This window comes from Pedobacter sp. AC212, assembly GCF_979258625.1.
In genome coordinates, this window is record NZ_OZ409870.1 from 2,165,517 (window position 1) to 2,186,478 (window position 20,962).

A 20,962-nucleotide genomic window follows, 5' to 3' on the forward strand; every position below is an offset into this window, starting at 1 on the left:
CCATGAAAAAGTTATTTATTAATTCCTTTTTGATTTTGTCTGTCATTTTTTGGACGGCTTGTAAAAAGAATCCGACAGTAGATCCGGTTACCCCTCCACCTGTAGTGCCGCCCACAGGACCAGGAGTTAAAATAGATTACCTAAAGCTTGCGCAAGAAACTCACAATTTTACTACAAGTAATTTACTGACAGCGAGTTACAGTTATCGGGCAAACACCACAAACCATGCTAACAATAGTTATGAGTGGTATAATGTAAGCCAGATTTATGCAGATGCGGCCATGGTAGGAGTGGGCCAGAGCAAACACCTGTCTTACATGAACAATACCTTTAAATTCATGGAAAACATGTGGGATAAAAAAGATTTGCGTGGTGGATATTTTGCTGCGGTAAATTTAGATGGGACGGGCGCAGGTGGTGATAAATATGTGGATGATAATGCGCTCAGTGGTATGGTTTACCTGGAGGCTTATGAGGTTACCACAGGAGCAGACAAACAAGCTTATCTGGCGAAGGCCAAAGCCTGTGGTGATTGGTTAATCAATAGCGGGTTGTGGGACAATGTTTACGGTGGCGGTTTTTACTGGAATACATTGAAACCTGAGAAACCTACCCAAACCAATGGACTGACCCTTCAGTTGTTTTTAAAACTTTATAGCTTAACTGGTGAAAGCATTTATCGTGATTGGGCGAAACAGGTAAATGACTGGTTAAATGCCAAAATGTATGATCCCATCAGCGGTTTATATATTTGGAAAATTGATGGTCCAGGGGATGGGAAAAAACATACAGATAAGTTTACGTATGATAATGCTATCATGGTTGAAGCTTTTATCTTATACAGCACTATTATGAATGACCCATCTTATTTAACCCGAGCGCAAAATATTGGTAAGGCCATGAACATTACCCTTTGGAATGCTGTATGGAAGGGTTATATTTTTAATACCAATGAAACCCGGATTAACCCAGCATGGTGCGCATGGGGATCACAGGCAATGATTCGGTTATATGAGGCAGACAAAAATGAAAACTGGCTGGTGTACGCTAAAGAAAATATTAACCGGTTAAATATTGCAAACAGAAACCAAACAACCAATGGTTATTATTTCTTTGCAGGCTTCGATGGTCAGAACCGATCACCGGAAATAGAAACAGTTGACCAAGCCTGGATGCAACGTATCCAAGCCTTATTATCTAAATATTAACCCAGTTTTTAAGTCACATTCCTTATGAAATCGGCCAATCAATCAATCTTAATTTTAATGCTTTCTCTTTTCGTGGTGCCGTGTACCCTCGCACAGGATATATTAAAGTATGTAAATCCAAATATCGGTACAGCACATAGCAGATGGTTTTTTTATACGCCTGCAGCTGTGCCTTATGGAATGGCTAAACTTGCCCCTTCAACCAATGGAAGTTATGGGAATAATCAAGGCTGGGAAGCTGTCGGTTATGATACCCGTCATAATTCTATTGAAGGCTTTGTTCATTTTCACGAATGGCAGGTAGGGGGCGTTAGTTTTATGCCAACCGCGGGCGAACTAAAAACGGTTCCTGGCTTGCTGGATAAAACTGGAAGTGGTTATCGTTCTGCTTTTGATCGAAAAAATGAAATCGCCCAACCTGGATATTACTCGGTGCTGCTTGATGCTTTCAATATTAAAGCAGAGCTTACCGCTACAAAAAGAGTGGGTTTCCACCGCTACACCTTCCCCAAAAATGATAACTCCAGAATCATTTTGTCCATTGGAAATGTGCAGGGCGAAAGTGGCCCGGTGACCGATGCATCAATAAAAATGATTGATGATACCCATTTCGAAGGCTTCGTAATTACCTATCCGAAATATGTTAAAACGTACGATGAAGGTGGGAGAGTAGCGATGTATATTTATGGAATTCTTAATAAAAAACCAAGCACCGTTGGCGCTTTCAACCAGAAAGAAACTAATTTGAATACTAAAACAGCTTCGGGTATTGGCGCTGGATTATTTTTAGGGTATCAAACCAAGCAGGATGAAAGCGTGGAGATTAAAGTAGGCTTGTCATACACTTCTGTAGCCAATGCTAAACTTAATTTGCAAACAGAAGCTGCTGATCTCGATTTCGAGGGAGCAAAAAAGGCCGCCCAATCTGAATGGCAAAATGAGCTAGGTAAGATGAAAGTCTCGACTAAAAATAATGCTGATCTGGTTAAATTCTACACCGGTTTGTATCATGCCCTGCTTGGACGAGGTGTAGCAAGCGATGTTAATGGCAATTTTCCACGACACGATGGTTCAATCGGACAACTGCCTAAAGATCAAAATGGGAAATTCAGTTATAATTTTATGAACACCGATGCCATTTGGGGCGGTTTTTGGAACATTACCCAATTATGGGCTTTATCCTATCCTTCACACTATAACGACTTTGTACATACACAATTGGAAATTTATAAGGAGCGGGGCTGGTTTGGAGATGGAATCGCCAATAGCAATTTTGTTTCAGGAGTAGGAACCAATTTTGTCGGGCTCGCCATAGCGGGTGCCTACCAATCAGGAATACGGGATTACGATTTAAATTTAGCCTACAAAGCGGTATTGGGCAATGAGCTCAATTACAGGAATAGATTGGTAGGATCAGGGAAAACTGATACCAAAAGCTTTGTGCAGAAGGGCTTTGTACCTTATTTAGATGCGGATAAGACCGACTCAACTGGCTCGCATTTTTCAGGTTCGCATACCATGGAATATAGCTATAGTGCCTTTGCTGCCGCTCAACTCGCAAAAAGTATGGGAAAAGTTGATGATTATAAAAAACTGTTGGATTTATCAAATGGATGGCGGTTATTATTCGATCGGGAATTAAAACTCATCAGGCCAAAAACTGGAGACGGAAAATTTATAAATAATTTCAATCCCTTGGAGGCCTGGAGAGGTTTTCAGGAAGGAAATGCCACGCAATACACATTTTATGTGCCTCAGAATCCAAAGGCATTAATTGCAGAGATAGGTAATAAAGCATTTAATGCGCGATTGGATGATATTTTCCAAACTTCGCAGAAGAATGGCTTCGGTGGAGGAAAAACTATTGATGCTTTTGCAGGCATACAGTCGCTTTATAATCATGGTAATCAGCCTAATCTACACATTAGCTGGCTTTTTAATTACTCCTCATCTCCTTGGTTAACACAAAAATGGACAAGGGCGATATGTGATGAATTTTACGGAACAGAAAGCATACACGGATACGGTTATGGCCAGGACGAAGATCAAGGTCAGTTGGGCTCCTGGTATGTGATGTCCTCAATAGGTTTATTTGATGTAAAAGGCCTGGCCGATGCGCGCCCGGCGATTCAAATCGGAAGTCCCCTGTTTGATCAGTCAGAAATACGACTGGGTAACGGGAAAAAACTATTGATTAAAGCCAGCAATAATTCTAAACAAAATGTATATGTGCAATCTGCCATGTGGAATGGGAAAGTGCTCAATAATGCGTGGATATATCGCGAGGAAATTATGAAAGGTGGAACCCTCACTCTGAAAATGGGCAGCAAACCCAATCAAAACTGGGGCGTGAAAACACCACCACCTTCAGCGCAGTAAGTAGCTAAACCACTATCAAAAATTCACATGATGAAATATCCATTAATGCTTATCTGCCTGATATCGTGTATAGAAGGGTTTAGCCAGAAAATAAAACAGAACACCTTGTACAAAGACAGGGCAGAAGCCATGTTTGATAAAATTTGGACGCACTATGGGGTAAAACAATATCCTGGATTGTTTACCGAAAATTATCCCACTGGAAAAAAGGTTTCACTGGATTATTTTCAGGGCGAGAACGTTGATGAAAAGAAGGTAAGTTTCCTTTGGCCCTTTTCAGGGATGTATTCTGCCGCAAACGTTTTGGTCCGATATCCGGATTTGAAGCAGAAATATAATAAATATCTGGATACATTGTCTATCGGCGTTTGGACCTATCGAGACACGACAAGAAGCCCGGTTGGTTACCAGGCATACCCAGCGATGCTGGAAAAATCAGATCGGTATTATGATGATAATGCGCTGGTTTGTATTGATTACCTCGAAGCTCATTTAAATACAAAAGACCCCAAATATATCTTAAAAGCAAAAGAGGCCTTCAATTTTATTCTTAGCGGATGGGATGAGCAGCTTGATGGAGGTGTGTATTGGGTAGAAGGACATAAAGATCAAAAACCTGCTTGTAGCAATGGAATGTCTACGCTCGCTGCATTGAAACTTTATCAATGTACAAATGATACGCTTTACCTGAACTGGGGAAAAAGATTTTATAACTGGATGTATAATAGACTTAGAAACCCGGATGGGATTTATTACAACGATGTAAAAATGGATGGTAAGCCCAATAAGGTTTATTATACCTACAATACGGGTTCGATGCTCGAATCATCCGTCTTACTATATGAGTTTACCAAAGAATCAAAGTATTTAAAGGAAGCCGAAACGGTGGCCGAAAGTTCTTATCGTTTTTTTTCAAACAAAAATGAGGGAAAGGACAAGTATTTTAATATTGATCTGCCATGGTTTGTTACTGTTTTATTTCGTGGTTATGAAGCACTTTATCATGTAAATGGCAATCCAATTTACATTCGTGCAGTTGCATCTGATTTAAATAAAGCGTGGGAGAAATCTTCTGATCAGTATGGCTTCTTAACGGCTAAATGGGCATCGGATGATGTGTCAAAAAAGAAACCAAAATGGTTGCTTGATGAAGCCTGTATTGCAGAGCTATATGCCAGAATGGGTTTGTTAAATATAGAGCGTAAATAACTGATATGAAAAAAAATATAATTTTAGGAGTCGATATTGGTGGATCTCACATTACTTCTGCTCTCGTAAATGTCACCAACGGAATAATTATTGAAGGTTCATTGCAAAGGGCAAAAGTCAATTCTCAAGGAAGTGTGAATGAAATTGTTGACGCCTGGAGTTCGGTAATGCAGAAAAGTCTCCAATTTACGGCACATTCGGGAAAGGTAGCCATCGCGATGCCAGGTCCATTTGACTATGCCAGCGGTATATCTTACATGAAAGGAATGGGAAAATTTGATGCCCTTTATCAATTAGATGTAAGGTCTCTTATCTTGAAATCGCTTGCAGGTTCAGTGCAGGAAATTTCATTTGTAAATGATGCGAGCTGCTTTTTGCAAGGTGAACTTTCACATGGATTAGCGGCAGATTATCATCATGTAATGGGTTTCACTTTAGGAACAGGTTTTGGATCTGCAAGAGGAAAAGATGGCATTGCTCTTGATGCCGAGTATTGGCAATATCCGTTTATGGGAGGTATTTGTGAGGATTTCTTTTCTTCTAAATGGCTGGTTTCCAGATACAACGGTTATTCCGGAAAATCCGTTCCCAATGTTAAAGAATTGATAGAAGAGGTTGAGAAGGGAGATCCTTTATTTCAGGTTTTTGATGAATTCAGCATAAATCTGGGTACGTTTTTTGCTAAATTAATTAAGATTCAGACCATTGATTGTATCGTTATTGGAGGCAATATTGCCAGGGCATCCGCTCTGTTTTTACCTCAGTTAAAGTATTATTTAAATACCAGGTCAGTTAACGTTCCAATATTGATCTCGGAAAAAGGCGAGAACGCAGCATTGATTGGTGCTGCATGTACCGTTCAAACCCTAAAGTAGCACCAAATCATCCTGCAGGTAAAATCTGATATGCCATTCCGGAGATCATCATCATTTCTTCGTTCGTTCAAAAGATCTGAGAGGCAGCAATTGTTTCGCTACCTTTTTGAGCTTTGGAATATTCCTACCTAAAGCATCTGGCTCGCAGTCATGCTCTTCATCCCAATGACCATTTCTGAAATAGGTATCCAAAGCATACCCAATCAGGTTCCATACAGCTTCGTGAATGGTTTGTCAACGCTTTCGAAAACCAAGCCATTTGCCTTAAATCAAGCTAGGCTGTTAATATATAAATGTCGCTGCAGATTGTCCCGCTAAACAATTCTTTTCGGCGCAAGTCTAATCAGGCTTTAAATAATTTGCAATTCAGAATTGTAGAATGAGTTTTGAAGATAATAACCACTACATCATTTGTTGAATATCAAACCCATCAACCTGGTGATGAAGTAAAAGTGAAAGAATTTATAGCAAAAGTATAATCAAAGCCAATTGGTGCGTAATTATCTTTGCTTATGTGAAAGGCTTGCCGGCAATACAAAATGATCGCATATTAACTTTTTTTAACAAGAGATATTTAAATGAAAAAAATCGGATTTTTATTAACTATAATAATGGTAGGGATAGTGTTTTGCCAGAATGGCCATGCCCAAGAACAGGCGAAAACAAATTTCAAGTTTCCAAAAGACAAAAAAATAAATGTTGGTGTATTAGTATATGACGGTGTTGAGATTGTAGATACCGGCGGACCAATTGACGTATTTATCAAAGCAAAGAATTGGCACGGCAACTACAATATCTACACGGTTTCCGCGACCAAGAATAAAAATGTCATCATGGACGCCAACGTATTTGACCTGGTTTCCAAGTACAATATATATGACGCGCCTCAGGCAGATATATTAATCATTCCCGGTACGTCTCCTGAAATCGTCGCGAAAGTGTCAGCCGACAAAAAAATGATGGACTGGATAATTAAGCAAAATGAAGCTACGCAGATGACAATGTCGGTGTGCACGGGAGGGTTGATTTTGGCCAATACAGGCCTGCTTGACGGACGGTCAGCTACTACACACCATTGGTCGCTTGATGAACTGCGATCGCACAGTAAGATTAATGTAAAGGAGAAAAAACGTTTTGTTGTCGACGGAAAATTTCTTACCGGTGCTGGTGTGACCTCTGGCATTGATGTGGCGCTTCAAGCCATAGAGTTGATACACGGAAAGGATATTGCAGATGACATTGCACATGGAATGGTATACAACCGTTACGGTACAATGGAGTTCTTGCCCAGAAAGTAAGATTTTCACGACTGGTGTTCCACCCGTTCATCAGTCGTGCCTTTAAAATGTTTGATCGAAGCTGCACTTTTCTGAAATTCACCCGGCGTGATGCCAGTATATTTTTTAAAGAAACGGCTGAAATAACTATCTGTTTCAAAGCCCAGTTTCCATGAAAGTTCTTTGCTTGTAATCTCAGACCAATACAATATTCGCTTAGCCTCGAGGAGCAGGTACTCATCGATAAGCTGTTTAGGTGTTTTTGATGTCGCCTGTTTGATCGCCTGGGTTAATACACTTGCGCTGATATTAAGGCGGTCGGCGTAAAAAGTTACCTCATGGTGCTGAGCGTGATTTTGCTTTAATTGAGTCTTGAAATTGGTATAAATGTCACCCGCCTTTTTTTCCAAATCTGGATGGTGATCCGATAGGATGGCACAATAAGTTACCAGTGCATCCAGTAGTGCACTGATCAATTCCATCTCCGCCTTGTTGTTGGCATCCCGAGTTTCGATGAGTTGAATAATTTTATCAAGGCGGTTTATCTCATGTATCGATACTGGAATACAGGACCGGGAGAATATCTTATTTAACTTTTCAAAAAAACTCGGCCCCCGGTCTGCAATGAATTTTGGTGTAAATCCCATTGATTTCATCTTACAGTCGCTAACGATGGGGTGGGTATGTATCTGATCAATATCTAGCAATAATATAGCTGGAGCCATGATACGTTCGTTTTCAAAATCGGCCAAATGAAGAATAGAGCCACCGAATAGAAAACTCAAAATATAGTAGTTATGAGAATGGGGCTCCTGATTGTGTGACATGAACTTAGCGAACGCATCACCCTGATAAAAGTTAAAGTCACCTTCGCCTATTCTGGATTCCAGATCGCATTTCATTAAAATTTCACTCATAAATAGGCTCAGTCAATGTGATGGAACTCAGTTATTCGAGTGAATATATATATTAAAATGAATACTGGCAAGGAAAAATCAACATTGCAGCAGCCTAAGCCCATTCTATAATCGATTTATACTGTTGGTTCATTCTTGCCTTCATGAATTAGTGCCATTAACCGCTCCATATCCGCTACTAAAAAAACAATTTTGTAAACATTATGCAACGATTAGGTAAAGTAACCAATATAAACCCAAGACTTGGATTGGGAGAAATAACAGACAAGCAAGATGAGCAAATATTATTTGATCTCTTTGAAGCGATCCACGAAATAAAACTGGATTGCCAGGTTTTATTTGAAATCGAATTGAAGCCGGAAGGATTGCGTGCGGTGCGTGTTCAAGCCTTTCCTTCTGACAGGCAATCATAAATAAGTGTAGCCTTATGGCTATGAGATTATATCAGGCGGAAAATAATTATTTTTCCGCTTTTGAACAAAAAGCTGCCTCAGCGATCTGAGACAGCATCTGTTAAAGATTGGATTTTTTTAGTAAATCGGAATGATTATCACTGGTGTTTTGGTTATCACTTCTGATCTGGTTCTTCCATTAGAGCATTCATATCCTCGATCAGCAGATCTACCTCTACCTCTTTAGTTCCATCATAAGCTCCCCTTACGCGTTTCTGCTTATCTACCAGAACCAAATATCCCTGATGGACAAAGCCTCCTGGCTCGGTAGCATCTTCCATTACCGAAACCAGATAATCCTTTTGTGCGAGGCCATATACCTTTTCCTTGGTTCCGTGAATGAATTGCCACTGTGGCGCGGATACGCCAAGTTTATCGGCATAAGACTTTAATACATGCGGAACGTCATATTTGAAGTCTATACTATGGGACAAAAACATAACATCTTTACTTCCCTTAAACTTATTGTACACCTTCAGCAGGTTTCGGTGCATCGTGGGGCAGATGGTAGGGCAGGTGGTGAAAAAAAAATCGGCCACATAAATTTTTCCATCAAACAGCCGGTCATTTATCATCAGGCTATCCTGATTTAAAAAACTGAATTCCGGGATTGTTTTGTACAAAGTATCGGTGACCATCTGGCCATTAACTTTTTTTTGAACTGCTGACCGCTCCCCGTATATGGGTAGCGTACGCGGCTTTGTATTGCATGCGGCAAGCGCCATAAGCGCCAGCGCTGCGATGAATATGGAATTTTTCATGCTATTTTCTTTAGGACTATGTGCCCAATTAATGTTTCTCATTTGTGGAAGGTTTTAGATTAAATCGTTTCAGATAAAGATCTGCTGCTTCGATATTCCTTTTATATAAGCTATCCAACTTTTGAATTTTTGCTTTCTCAACGGTAAAATAGGTAACTGCATCTTCGTCCGCACCTTCACTAAAGTCAGCATCAAAATTGTGCATCCAGTCCGACATCTGATCGTCCGCATCACCAAGAGAGTTGCTCAATGTTACAATTTTGCTTCTTTCCGCTACGGTATCCAGTTTAGGTTGTAAGACTTTTAATTGGCCAAGATCCAATGTATCCAGGGTAATCTTGAGATTGATTGCCCGTTCACCAACCATCATCAGCTGGTCATGCTGGTCTAAAACCTGCTGGCGGATAGTTTGATGATCGGGTTTATTTGTGCAGGACTGCAGAATCCTCAATGTGAAGATGATGCAGGTAAAGGTAACAACGTATTTTCTCATTATTATAATCAATTTTAATTATCATTTATTCAAAGTGGAACCGGGCTTTTCCTGTGAAATTTAATTCTTAATGCCCCAGCGCATTTGTTTAGCTAGGAAATTGTCATCCTTTTACTGCACTATTCTAAGGATGTAAAAGGATGACTTCCATTTCCAGATATTGTTTTTGTCGATTCTAACGGTAAGCACCAATTGCTTTTTTTAATTTGGCCTCACTAATCTTTAGTTCGATTTTGGCATCGATAACTTTTAAGTAAGCCTGCTGCCAGAGTGCCTGGGCTTCTAGCACATCTTTTCCCGTAATTGTACCTGCTTTAAGCCGGTTGTTAAACAACTTGAGATTTTCATCCGCCTGCTGCCCGGATGCTCTGGATAACAGGATTCTCTGCTCGCTTTGTTTGACCTGAAGTCTGGCGTCTTCAACTTCCAGGTTAATCAGTTCTGATTTTTGCGTCAAGTCATGTTTTTTTGCTGCAATTCTATGGGCCTGCTCTCTAATTTTTCCCTTACGAGCGCCCCAGTCAAATATGGGTACCGTTAAGTTTAGCATTCCATAGTAGCTGGCAAATAAACGGTCGCTACCAGTGGGGTTAATCCCTTTAACACCGGCTGATCCAAGACCATTTATGCCTAACGCGATCATCGGTCGTGTGTCCGCAATCAAAAGCCTTTTCTGATCCTCCTCTATGGCAATATTGGTTTTATAGAGTTCAATTTCAGGTCGGTCAAATCCGGTATTCGCCATATCGACCATACCTGAAGATAGAACGGTATCCTGTACGGAGAAATCAGCAGTTGCCGGCATGCCTATAATCTGTGCAAAACGCAGCTTGGAAATCAGAAGGGCATCAGTTGCCGAGCGAAGCTCCAACAGGGCTTCATTTAACTGAACCTCTGCTTTCAGTACGTCGTTTTTGTAGGTCAAGCCTGCTTTGTATGAATTATTCAGCTCATTAAGCAAACCCCGGATCATCTCTAGATATTTATTTAGGAATTTTATACGTTCCGTATTCTTGATGATTCCCCAGTAGGCCAGCTCCGTGTTAAACAACACATCCGTTTTCACCAGCACTTCCTGTGTTTCCATCAAATGGTTCTGATTGCCTGCAATAGAAACACCCGTTCTAACTTTTCCACCTGCATAGATTAACTGGTTGACCGTTGCTGTTGCACTTAAACCGTATTCGGGCAGCAACTGATTTAGCGGCTGGCCAAAATAGAACCCTGTGCCACTGCCATCCAGTTTCGGTCTGGCTGCCAATTTCGAACTCGATAATGCGCTCTTTGATGCTTCCACATATTCACGGGCACTTTGCAGATCAAGATTTTTAGCGACAGCCATCTTTGATGCCTGCTCAAGGGTAATCACTTCCTGCGTAAATCCCTGAAAAGGCACAGCCATTGCCAATAAAAAAAGTGTCAGCAAAACCGGCTTAAGCTTGACGTGCTCGGCAACATTAGGCTGCCCGGGATGATCTTCAACTTTTTTTGGTTTGATAAACTTATAGTACAATATCGGTACTACGTGTAAGGTCATGATCATCGATACAATCAAACCTACCGCAAGTACACTCCCCAGTGGTGACCAGAATGGATCTTTTCCTATTATCATGGGCGCAAGTCCAACTGCCGCGGCAAATGAAGTTAAAAATACCGGGCGCATTCTTCGTTTTGCAGAGGACATGGCCGCATCTCTTATTGTGTAACCATGTTCCAGCACAAGTTCATCTGCGTAATCAACCAGGATGATCCCGTTACGAACCACAATACCCATCAAACTGATAATTCCCATGAAACCTGGAAAGCCCATTGGATTCCCTGTAAGCTTAAGGCCTAAAAATGCTCCGAGGATACTCAATGGAAAGGTAGCCAATACAATAAGTACTTTTCCAAGGTTTTTAAACTGGAAAAGAAGCGTTAAAAAGATCAGAATGAAACTGGTCATCAGCGATTTGCCCATGCCCGGTCCCGATTCCAGCGCACTTTCCGCCTCTCCTCCATAGGCGATCCTGATGCCGTCAGGGAGTTTGATTTTTGCTATCTCAGGCTCGATTGCGGCCTGAATGACCGTGGCTTTGATGCCCAGTTGGGTTTCGGCCTTAACCGTAAGGGTTCTCAATCCGTTTCGATGCGCCACCACTCCTGTATGCCAGGAAGGTGTAAAATCAACCACCTCTTTCAAAGAGATCTTGTTTCCGCTTTGCGAGCTTACATGTATATTCGCCAGATCTGAAAAATCCGAACGGTTTTGCTGATCCAACCTCAGCATAATATCTACGGGCTTGTCGCCTTCCCAAAGCGTCGAAACCGGGTATCCTTTAAGCCCCGCTCCAAGGGTCTGACCAATCGCTGATGTGCTTACGCCCAGCCTGCTTGCATCATCCTCCTTTATCGTCGCCTTAATTCCAAAATATTCATCCTGATAATCGTTCCTCACCCAATTGGTACCGCTGGCAGCTTTTAATATTTCGGCAACTTTTAATGCCACTTTTTTCTGGTCGCTTAAGCTTTCTCCAATAACCCTTACCTCAATTGGTGATGGGGATTCCTTGAATGAAAGCTGGCGCACGTGTATATGCCCATCAGGGAGAAAACCGTTAAACTTTTTAAGATATTCTTTTGCCAGTTCTTCTGTGGCTTCGCCACTTATGGTATTAATGAAAATCTGCGCATAGTTTTCTTTTGGTGTTTCCGGCGAATAATTACTGTGAAACCTTGGCGAGCTACTTCCGATGAAACTGGCTGTATTGAGGATCCTCTTGTCTTTACTAATCTCTGCTTCAACTCTGTTCACCGTCCGCTCGGTTTCTTCTAGGGAAGTTCCATTAGGCAACCAGACTTCGAGATTGAACTGTTTGCTGACCGAGTTGGGAAAAAACTCCTGGTCAACCTGGCCCGCAACCGCCACCGCAAGAAATATAGACAATACGCCCCCAATCAATGTAGTCTTTGGCCACCTGAAACAAAATTCTATAGATTTTTGGAAGGCATCCTGTAGGTAGTCCAGAAAATTTCTCTTCTTTGGACGGTCGCTTTCCTGATGTTTGATTCCCTTTTTCAAAAATATATAGCATAGGTAAGGGGTAATCAAAATGGCAACCAAAAAAGAAGCAATTAAAGCAACCGCAATGGTGATGGGCAGCGATAACATAAACTCCTTGCCCACACCGGTTAACATTATACTCAATGGCATAAAGGCGAAAACGATGGCAATCGTTGCCGTAAATATAGGCACCATGAGCTGGGTAGCACTTTGCCAGGCCGCTTTCCACCGGGGCGTCCCTTCATCTAATTTTTCAATGTAATTGTCAACCACTACAATGGCATCATCAACCACCATTCCAAGTACGATGATCAGCGCGGCTAAGGTTACCTGGTGAAGTTCAATCCCGATAATATTCAGCACTCCAAAAGTGATGGCAATAGAAACCGGCGCTGCGATAGCGGATATGGCCGCCATTCTAAAAGGAAGTAACAGCATCACGACGATGATAACAGCCAGAATAGCCACTAAAAACTCGATCATGAAGTGGGTAATACTTTCTTTAACCACTTCAGGCTGATCGACAATTACATTGATTTTTACATCAGAAGGTAGTTTCTGTTTTAGCGCTTCAATTTTCTTTGCCAAGGTTTTACCCAGGTCAACGATATTATTGCCCGGTTGCATTTCTACTGAAAGCATGGTCACAGGCTCTGTTCCGACTTTGATCAGGCTTTTTGGATCCTCATATCTTCGCTCTATTTTTGCAACATCCTTTAACCTTACAATCCTTCCGTTAACATCATTGGATACAATCTGATTCCCTAGGTCAATTTCATTTTTGTAGCGCTGACCAGTAAAAATCGGTAGATTATTTGCATTCAGGGTAATATCGCCAGTGAAATTCAAATCGTTTTCGGATTTAATTACCGAGGCGATTTGACTAACATCCAGTCCGAACTGTTTTAACTTCTGATCTTGTATAGTCAGGTAGATCTGTGGTTTTTGTTCGCCATAACGTTTAATCTTAGATACTTCTGGAATTGTTTTAATGTCGTCTTCCATTTTATCCAGATATTTCTCCAGATCGGCATAGCTTCGCCCCGGAGCCGCAATGGTGATCATCTGCGCAACAACATCACCAAAATCACTGTTTACAATCGGGCCCGTTACGCCACTGGGAAGCACGCCTCTCATATTCATGTTCAGTCCATGCTGAAGGGTGCTCCAGAACTTTTTTGGATCCTTAACATTTTCGTTCAGCTCAGCTGTAATCACCGTCTGGCCATCTTTTGTCTCAGATTTTGTCTTACCCTTTCTAATTTCCTCGAAAGAAAAAAGGTATTGTTCAATTTTATTGGTTACCTGCTTTTCCATCTGCAGCTCGTCGGCTCCGGGATAAAAAGCCATCACCAATCCCTGGCGTACGGTAATGTGTGGGTTTTCACTTCTCGGCATGGTCAGCAGGGCAAAAATACCAGCGAGCACCAGTACTCCGGTAATAATCTGGGTAACCTGGCGGTATTTCATTGCCGCCTCTATGATGTTTACTCTCTTCTTCTCCATTTTAAGCCCCGGTGATTGTTAATGCCTGCCCGTCCTTGATATTTTTCTGCCCAGATATAACCACTCTGTCATTGATCTCCAGCCCACTGCTGATCACAACCTGATCTCCATCCAGATCTCCGGAAATAATTCGTCTTCGAACAGCTTTATTCTGATTATTCACGATGAAAACGTAGGTCAAATCATCCTCATCTCTTACAATCGCCGTTACGGGAATCGCAATTCGCTGGCCTTTTCTTCCTGTTGCAACCTGCACATCGGACAGCATGCCCGGTAACAACTTTCTGCCCGCATTATTTAGTAAGATTTTAACTTTATAGGTCTTCGTCTGTGTGTCTGCCTGGGGATTGATCAGCGAAATTTTTCCCCTTAATGTGTCTTGAAGCGTAGGGACAAATACACTCGCAGCCTGCCCATTTGCGATATGCCCGATTTCGGCTTCAGGAACGGTAAACTGAGCATAAACCTGATCGGTCTTAATGATATCGAACGCGGGCAAACCAGGACTTGCGCTACTGCCAGCCTCAATTGCCTTTCCTGTGATATATCCTGACATTGGCGCATATAAACGGCAGTCATGGATTCTTTTGGTATTGATATTTTTCGAGGCCTTCGCCTGTGCCAGCTTTGTTTTGATATCAATAAAGTCCTTTTCAGGCAAGCTCTCTTTTTCAAAAAGATCTTTCAAACGCCCATAAAGATCTTCAGTCTGACTCAAGGCTGCATCTGCGATCAAAAGCGAGTTGCGGTACTCCGTATCATCAATTGTGGCCAACAACTGACCTTTCTCTACAAATTGACCTTCATCAACATAAACTTTATTGATGATGCCTGGAATAGCAAATCCGATTTTTACCGTATTGTCCGGCTCTATACTTCCAGAATAGTTCAGCTTAGCCAGGTTACTCTGTGCAGAAATTTTTAAAATGGAAACTTTGGCATTTTCCTGTTTCAGTGAACCCACTTTATTGTCTTTATTTGCGCAACTGTTTAAAAGAAGCGGTGTAAGACACAATAAAAGGTATTTGTTAATTTTCATGTTATTTATTTATAGTGTATTGTTAAATTATTTTCTCAATCTGTATCCCGATTTCTATTGCTTTAAAAAAGTACCATATGGTATGTTTTAGGTCAAATTTTTTATTTTCCAGGCAATTTTTTTGCTCATGTGGTTGGGGGTGATTTTCGGATTCAGCTACCACTTGGCACTCTATTACTGTTGACCCTGCTTCATTTTTTTATATAATGCCACTAAAATAGCGCCCAGTCGATTGTTGGGATCCTCGTCATATTTTTGGTCAATATTGAGATTGTCTGCAATCATTTTTTTCAGTTTCTCCTCGTCCGTAGAGCCGAAATGAAGAAATAACAAATCCAATTCTGATCGTGTGCATTTATTGTCCAGAAACTTTCGAAAAAGCTGTGGAAGTTGGTTTTCCATGGTCAATTGATTCATGTTCATAAAATCTTTTATCGTTTGATCATTTTCTTCCACTTGTACTTTTGATCTTCTCTTCCAGATCTACCCAGGCACCACCGTTAGAGACATGTTGAAATCCACGCTCCTTAAGCAGCTGCTCTACTTTTATACTTCGTAATCCGTGTGAACAGGTTGTGATGTAGGTTTTTGAAGGATTGAGTTCCTTGTACCGCTCCCTAATCTGACCCAAAGGAATATTGATAGAACCTTCAATGTGTCCGGATTCATATTCCATTGTGGTCCTGACATCCAGAATGATTGCACCGCTTGATACCTGTTCGTCGATGTTTTTGTCGATGGTCAGGATACGGAAAGTTCGATAGCCCAGATAGGCCAGTAATAGCACGGCCGATACGATTAATAGTGTTTTAGTCATCTTGTGAAATATGTTTTAATTTGAATGTATTGATTAAAGAAAGTTATGTCAGCCAGGTGCTGAGATAAGCTAACTGGTGGCTTAAAATAAAATTGCAGCTTGAATGATTTACCTCATATAAGGGCGTTTGATGAACGGAGAAAATGGCCATGGCACCGATAGTAATATGATAATTAGCCCGATCGAAAAATAAATGATAATCTTATTGTACTGTTTCCCGTTTGGACTCAACTTTCTGGTGGGGATTACTGCTGTAAACATGATCGCCGTGGCTAGCGTCATCAATACGCTGTGAATTACACTGAAGAAAAATCCTTCCATATCATTGAAATATAATTGATCCCGCCAAAAATTTCCAGTGATGTGACTTCTCCTATAGATCAGTACCCCAATAGCGAGTTGTATTAATGTCAGACCGACCGAGCACCTGAAGACCTGGACTGGATAACCCGAAAAAGATAACCCAGTGATTTTTGATTGGTACGCAAGACAAATGCTGTAAAGAATCGACATCAAAACCAACCAGTTGAATATCGAATGGTAAACGGATAATAATTGATACATAAATTTAGTGTGTAGTAACAGTCATCGTGAAAAAGTTGATGGAATAGAAAAGTATGCTCAATCCAATGTTTCCAAATAATCCTTTATAAGCTGTAAGCCAGCAGTATCAATCATCGTAGTCCCAAGCTTTGGCATGTGAAAATCGCCCATTTCAGACATCCTCATCAAAATATTATTCCTGTGCAAGCGTATTCCTGTTTTGTCCAGCTTCGTACCGTAGTCTAAATTCAACGTTGTCTGACCTGCAAATCCCCCTTGCTGATGGCAATGCGCGCAGTTGATTTCCAAGTATCCTCTTGCCCTTTCATGGATCGCAACCTTTGTATCCTTATAGGGAGGAAGTTTTTCAATTTTGTCTAGTTTCTCAGCACTCATCAATCCTTTGTCCATCAGATATTGAAGCTGGTTGATTCTTGAATGCTCACGCACGACCTCAACATTAAGATTACGTGCCTTCGGCCCAATCGGCAATATGGTATCATTCGAATGATGACAACTGACACATTCATTGTTTGCAGGGATATGGTATCCAATAGCCATCATTTTACCGTTAGAATCCAATCTTTTAACCGGAACAACATCGCCATCAGTAATCAGAAAAGCCTCTGTCTGCTCCTTGTTCCATTTATATACAGCAACATTCCATTTGCCACTCTCCAACAAAAGCAATCTGGTCTCCATTATCTGTAATTTCCCACCCGGGCTTAAAGGATAGTAAAATGTTTTTGCGATCAGCGTTCCTTCAGGAAAATCCAGAAGCCCGTTCCCGGTTAACTTCATTTTTTTTCCTGGGGGAAGTTTGATCAGACGCTGCTTTTCCGCATAATCAGTGAACAGTGTTGATGATAATTCGAGCACTTCTACATTAGGAGCAGGAATGAGTTCAGATGGCTTACCCTGAAAAAGCTTGTAAAAGGAAAGGCGTTCCTCGAATCCGGCATCATGATCAATCTTTGGCCTGGGTTTAACATTGCAGCATGTCACATATATCGCTGGTATGATCAAAATTAAGATCATCACTATATACTTTTTCCTATTGCTCATTTCTCCTGTTCAACGCTCAATTCGCCCTCTAAAACGGATTCAGGGTAAAGTATATACCGATCAATATAAAATGTTCCAAATGGAATCAGACAGGCCAACAGTACTTTCCAGGTGATTTTCGAGAATTTCCATTTGTAAGAGGTGGCAACGCCAAAAGTGGTGATCAAAAAAAGGCAGAAAAGAAGTCCATGGATGGGGCCAATGATTTTCACAAAGACCGGTATATCGCCGATGTATTTAAAAGGTACCGCAATAAAAACAAGGAAGATAAGGGATATGCCTTCCAGAAACCCGATGATCCTAAGTCTTCCAATAGGATATTTAAGTAGTTTTATCATAATTGAATTTTAAAATGTTCTAAACATGGGACGGTTAGCCAGAGGAGAGAATGGCCATGGGATGGCAATGAGAATGATCAACAAGGAAATTGTGTACCAAATCATCATTGTTCTGAACTTTAACCGATCCGTTCCCATCCTTTTGGTTTTTGCGGATCCGATCGTCAGCACGATCACCGCGACCACCATCAATAAAATATGGACATATCTGAAAAATACATGCTCATCCATCACTCCATCGACGCTCGGTAGACCAGAAGTGAACTTTACAATTGGACTCATTGTATACAGGTACAGCCCGAGCAAAAGCTGAATGTGAGCTATCGTGGCTGTGAGATGTCTGACCAGATTATCAGACTTACCGAACGGGCTGTGGCCAACTAAGCCTTTCACTGATAGAAAAATGGTATATAATAGAGAAATAAGTACCAACCATCTGTTGATCGAATGGAGGGTTAACAAAATCTGGTGCATAAAAGATACTATATGGTATGTTATGGGTTAAAAAAAATTATAATGAACTGAGGTATTCTTTGAGGCTGATCAGGTAGGTTTTATACACACTTCTGCCCATTATCTTACCGAGCATCCTGATTCCTGAATATCCGGAGATAACCATTACAGCCACTTGCTCAGGAGATTCCTTGGTGCCGATCGTGCCTGCTTCCTGGGCACTTCGTATCGAAGAAGCAATTGCATTATGCCAGGCAAGCGTCAATTTTGCAAGCGCCTTCCTAAATGACTCATTTACCGGAGCCATCTCGTCTATAAGGTTGATTGCAGGGCATCCATGGGTAACGTTGAAGAAAACAGTATCGTTAAGCAGCGATTCCATCATAGCATATATATCCTTTGCCGGATCTGTGCTTTCTTTTAACGGGCTTACCATTCTGGTATAAAGATTTGGATAAAGTAGTTCCGATATCAATCCAAGGCCCATCTGTTCTTTGTTTTTAAAATGGTAAAAGAAGGCCCCCTTAGTCACATTTGTCGTACTGATAATATCATCTATACTGGTGGACTGATATCCTCTTTGATAAATAAGATCAAAAGATTTTCTGATGATCAAATCTCTGGTTGAAGCTGCTTTTGACATGGATAATTTAACTATTGTTTTAAAATTAATTATTACTTTGAATGTATCAATTAATATCGCTTTCGAGTAATATTTTGCAATATCCGAAAACTTCGGTGGTAAAATTGCCTAATCTGTTTTTACAGATAACTTTAGAAATTTTCTCTTTTTGAAAAATTCAAACACAGAAGGTGCGCCCATAAAAAACCAGATGGCCAATATCGGGTCACATACCGCACATCCTGCCGAAGAGGAAGGTTCCAAATAAACAATTGGGTTGCCGTATAGATGGTGAAGGATGTCCCATGTCGTATGCAGTAACCAGCCGATGCCTATAAAATAATAATGCTTCATTCCTTTATAGGCCACAAAAAGCATAACCGTTCCAAACATGAACTCCCACACGCCTAAACCTCCGCTCCAGTAAACAGCGCCTGCGCCTGCGATCAAAAGTGCATTTATTTTTTGCCTGTGCGGTTCTTTAACCAACGACATCAGGGTAATGAATGTAATTGCTATTGCAATTGCTGCAAGCACTACGTTCACTGTAAAATCTGGGGTAGGGTGAGTTTGTGTCTCCATTTTATTTTTTTTTGATGCAAATCTAAATTAAAAACATACTAACTAGTATGTTTTTAATGTAAAATTATATCTTTGACTTTTCCGGGATTCTTGGCGTTATGAAGTTTTGAAGCAGGTTGCTAATTGGACGATACCGAGCTCATCAAACGGATTAAAATGCATTCCTGTGCTAGAGTCAATTTTTGATTTAGAAACGTGGCTATATCAGATAATTTGCCCAATTCTGCTAGGAGTAACATAAGTATTGCAAGCCGCCTGAATTATAAAATTATTAATTGCAAAAAATGGAGAAGGTAATACCTAAATATAATATAGATTTCAAAAAAGAGGGTCAGGACCAGTTCTTTTTGTACGTAAAAGATCGGACAGATGATTCAGGTAAAGTTTATACTGAACCACATAGTCATAATTATTATTGTCTTATTTTTCTGTATAAAGGTAAAATGAGGCATTATGCGGATTTGGATAACAGGGAGATTTTTGCACCCGCAATATTAATGCTGGATGTCGATCAGGTTCATATTCATTCAGATCTAACAGACTGTAAAGTGATCTCCATGGCTTTTTCAGCTAATTTCCTTCATGGCCAAAACAAAAAATTAACAGATCATATTGAATCCGTCTTTTCTAAAACACATCTGGACCTTTCTACTAATCAATTACATGAATTGGATAGATATATCCAGTTGATTTGTCTAGAAAATACCAGAGGGGACAACAAAGATAAAGACATCATCAAATGTTTATTGAACGTCCTATTAATCTATTGTGCAAAGATTACCAGTGAGCCTGCTAAAGATTTTGGTGATAAAAATACCCTTTCTGAGAACTTTAGAAGCGCGTTAAGAAAGCATTATAAAAGTAACCATCAAGTCAAATTTTACGCCGAGGAATTAAATATAACAACTGAACTACTTACTCAGGTCATGAAGAGCGCAAGTAGCAAAACACCTAAGCAAGTTATAGACGATCTTTTGATCAAGGAGGCTAAAAGGTTACTTTATTGGTCGGATTTAACCGTCAGGGAAGTGGCCTGGGAATTGGGATTTAAGACAGACGGTTATTTCAATCGTTTTTTCAAAAAGTTTGAGGGCATAACTCCAAAAGAATTTCAAAAAGCGGCACATTAATCTGGATTAAATTAGAAATAAATCAAAGCTGGTAACTAAAATGTTTCCGTTTTTTTTTCAAATCCTGCATAAGTGTAATTAAAGGCGGCAAAAGTACAATCTAAAATACTTACTGTCCATGTAGATTTGCACCAATGTTTAAGAAGCTCGTTTCTGTATTACTTCTTCTTGCCTTGATCAGTTCAAACTTTTCGAGCTATATTGTGCTCGCCGGGTTTCAACTCAATAGGCAGTACATAGCGGATAAGCTTTG

Annotated in this window: 19 protein-coding genes; 7 read left to right on the plus strand and 12 right to left on the minus strand. The window is 40.6% G+C overall.

Features of this window, described 5'->3' with window-relative positions; all coding sequences use genetic code 11:
* The first annotated feature begins 2 nt into the window (after positions 1-2).
* The 5 genes from ACZZZC_RS09380 to ACZZZC_RS09400 all read left to right on the plus strand — a co-directional run bounded on the left by ACZZZC_RS09380 (position 3) and on the right by ACZZZC_RS09400 (position 6,969).
* Positions 3-1,208, plus strand: a complete 1,206-nt coding sequence (locus ACZZZC_RS09380) for a glycoside hydrolase family 76 protein (RefSeq protein WP_463487022.1) — start codon at positions 3-5, stop codon at positions 1,206-1,208.
* A gap of 24 nt (positions 1,209-1,232) precedes the next feature.
* A complete protein-coding gene (locus ACZZZC_RS09385; RefSeq protein WP_463487023.1) occupies positions 1,233-3,587 on the plus strand; it encodes a GH92 family glycosyl hydrolase in 2,355 nt (784 codons plus the stop codon).
* A 27-nt stretch (positions 3,588-3,614) separates the two neighbouring features.
* The gene (locus tag ACZZZC_RS09390) at positions 3,615-4,796 is read left to right on the plus strand and encodes a glycoside hydrolase family 76 protein (RefSeq protein WP_463487024.1); all 1,182 of its coding nucleotides are present in this window, start codon (positions 3,615-3,617) and stop codon (positions 4,794-4,796) included.
* A 5-nt stretch (positions 4,797-4,801) separates the two neighbouring features.
* Positions 4,802-5,671, plus strand: a complete 870-nt coding sequence (locus tag ACZZZC_RS09395; protein WP_463487025.1) for an ROK family protein — start codon at positions 4,802-4,804, stop codon at positions 5,669-5,671.
* Between the two features lie 578 nt (positions 5,672-6,249).
* Positions 6,250-6,969 (plus strand): DJ-1/PfpI family protein, encoded by a 720-nt coding sequence (locus ACZZZC_RS09400; RefSeq protein WP_463487026.1) that lies wholly within the window; start codon positions 6,250-6,252, stop codon positions 6,967-6,969.
* A gap of 5 nt (positions 6,970-6,974) precedes the next feature.
* Here ACZZZC_RS09400 and ACZZZC_RS09405 read toward each other — a convergent pair whose 3' ends face one another.
* Entirely contained in the window at positions 6,975-7,865 is an 891-nt protein-coding gene (locus ACZZZC_RS09405) for a helix-turn-helix domain-containing protein (RefSeq protein ID WP_463487027.1), read from the minus strand.
* 203 nt (positions 7,866-8,068) lie between these two features.
* Here ACZZZC_RS09405 and ACZZZC_RS09410 point away from each other — a divergent pair, with 203 nt between their 5' ends.
* Positions 8,069-8,278 carry a hypothetical protein gene (locus tag ACZZZC_RS09410; protein WP_463487028.1) on the plus strand — a complete coding sequence of 70 codons (210 nt, stop codon included), beginning with the start codon at positions 8,069-8,071 and terminating at the stop codon, positions 8,276-8,278.
* Positions 8,279-8,433: 155 nt separating this feature from the next.
* Here ACZZZC_RS09410 and ACZZZC_RS09415 read toward each other — a convergent pair whose 3' ends face one another.
* The 11 genes from ACZZZC_RS09415 to ACZZZC_RS09465 form a co-directional block, all read right to left on the minus strand.
* Positions 8,434-9,120 (minus strand): SCO family protein, encoded by a 687-nt coding sequence (locus ACZZZC_RS09415; RefSeq protein WP_463487029.1) that lies wholly within the window; start codon positions 9,118-9,120, stop codon positions 8,434-8,436.
* Complete coding sequence (locus tag ACZZZC_RS09420) at positions 9,107-9,571, minus strand: hypothetical protein (RefSeq protein WP_463487030.1); 465 nt, start codon at positions 9,569-9,571, stop codon at positions 9,107-9,109. Before ACZZZC_RS09420 ends, ACZZZC_RS09415 begins: the two co-directional genes overlap by 14 nt.
* A gap of 175 nt (positions 9,572-9,746) precedes the next feature.
* A complete protein-coding gene (locus ACZZZC_RS09425) occupies positions 9,747-14,120 on the minus strand; it encodes an efflux RND transporter permease subunit (protein ID WP_463487031.1) in 4,374 nt (1,457 codons plus the stop codon).
* Between the two features lies 1 nt (position 14,121).
* Positions 14,122-15,159, minus strand: coding sequence for an efflux RND transporter periplasmic adaptor subunit (locus ACZZZC_RS09430; protein ID WP_463487032.1), 1,038 nt, complete (start codon positions 15,157-15,159; stop codon positions 14,122-14,124).
* Between the two features lie 174 nt (positions 15,160-15,333).
* Positions 15,334-15,615, minus strand: a complete 282-nt coding sequence (locus tag ACZZZC_RS09435; protein ID WP_463487033.1) for a PLC family EF-hand domain-containing protein — start codon at positions 15,613-15,615, stop codon at positions 15,334-15,336.
* Positions 15,602-15,976, minus strand: a complete 375-nt coding sequence (locus ACZZZC_RS09440; RefSeq protein WP_463487034.1) for a rhodanese-like domain-containing protein — start codon at positions 15,974-15,976, stop codon at positions 15,602-15,604. Before ACZZZC_RS09440 ends, ACZZZC_RS09435 begins: the two co-directional genes overlap by 14 nt.
* 108 nt (positions 15,977-16,084) lie before the next feature.
* Complete coding sequence (locus tag ACZZZC_RS09445) at positions 16,085-16,297, minus strand: hypothetical protein (RefSeq protein ID WP_463487035.1); 213 nt, start codon at positions 16,295-16,297, stop codon at positions 16,085-16,087.
* Positions 16,298-16,597: 300 nt separating this feature from the next.
* Entirely contained in the window at positions 16,598-17,584 is a 987-nt protein-coding gene (locus tag ACZZZC_RS09450) for a hypothetical protein (RefSeq protein WP_463487036.1), read from the minus strand.
* The gene (locus ACZZZC_RS09455; protein WP_463487037.1) at positions 17,581-17,922 is read right to left on the minus strand and encodes a DUF3817 domain-containing protein; all 342 of its coding nucleotides are present in this window, start codon (positions 17,920-17,922) and stop codon (positions 17,581-17,583) included. The genes ACZZZC_RS09450 and ACZZZC_RS09455 overlap by 4 nt, the downstream gene beginning before the upstream one ends.
* A 511-nt stretch (positions 17,923-18,433) precedes the next feature.
* On the minus strand, positions 18,434-19,018 hold the full coding sequence (locus tag ACZZZC_RS09460) for a TetR family transcriptional regulator (protein ID WP_463487038.1): 585 nt from the start codon (positions 19,016-19,018) through the stop codon (positions 18,434-18,436).
* 108 nt (positions 19,019-19,126) lie between these two features.
* Entirely contained in the window at positions 19,127-19,579 is a 453-nt protein-coding gene (locus tag ACZZZC_RS09465; RefSeq protein WP_463487039.1) for a DUF6010 family protein, read from the minus strand.
* A gap of 284 nt (positions 19,580-19,863) precedes the next feature.
* On the opposite strand from ACZZZC_RS09465, the gene ACZZZC_RS09470 reads away from it, so the two are divergent.
* A complete protein-coding gene (locus tag ACZZZC_RS09470; RefSeq protein ID WP_463487040.1) occupies positions 19,864-20,709 on the plus strand; it encodes a helix-turn-helix domain-containing protein in 846 nt (281 codons plus the stop codon).
* Positions 20,710-20,962: the final 253 nt, after the last annotated feature.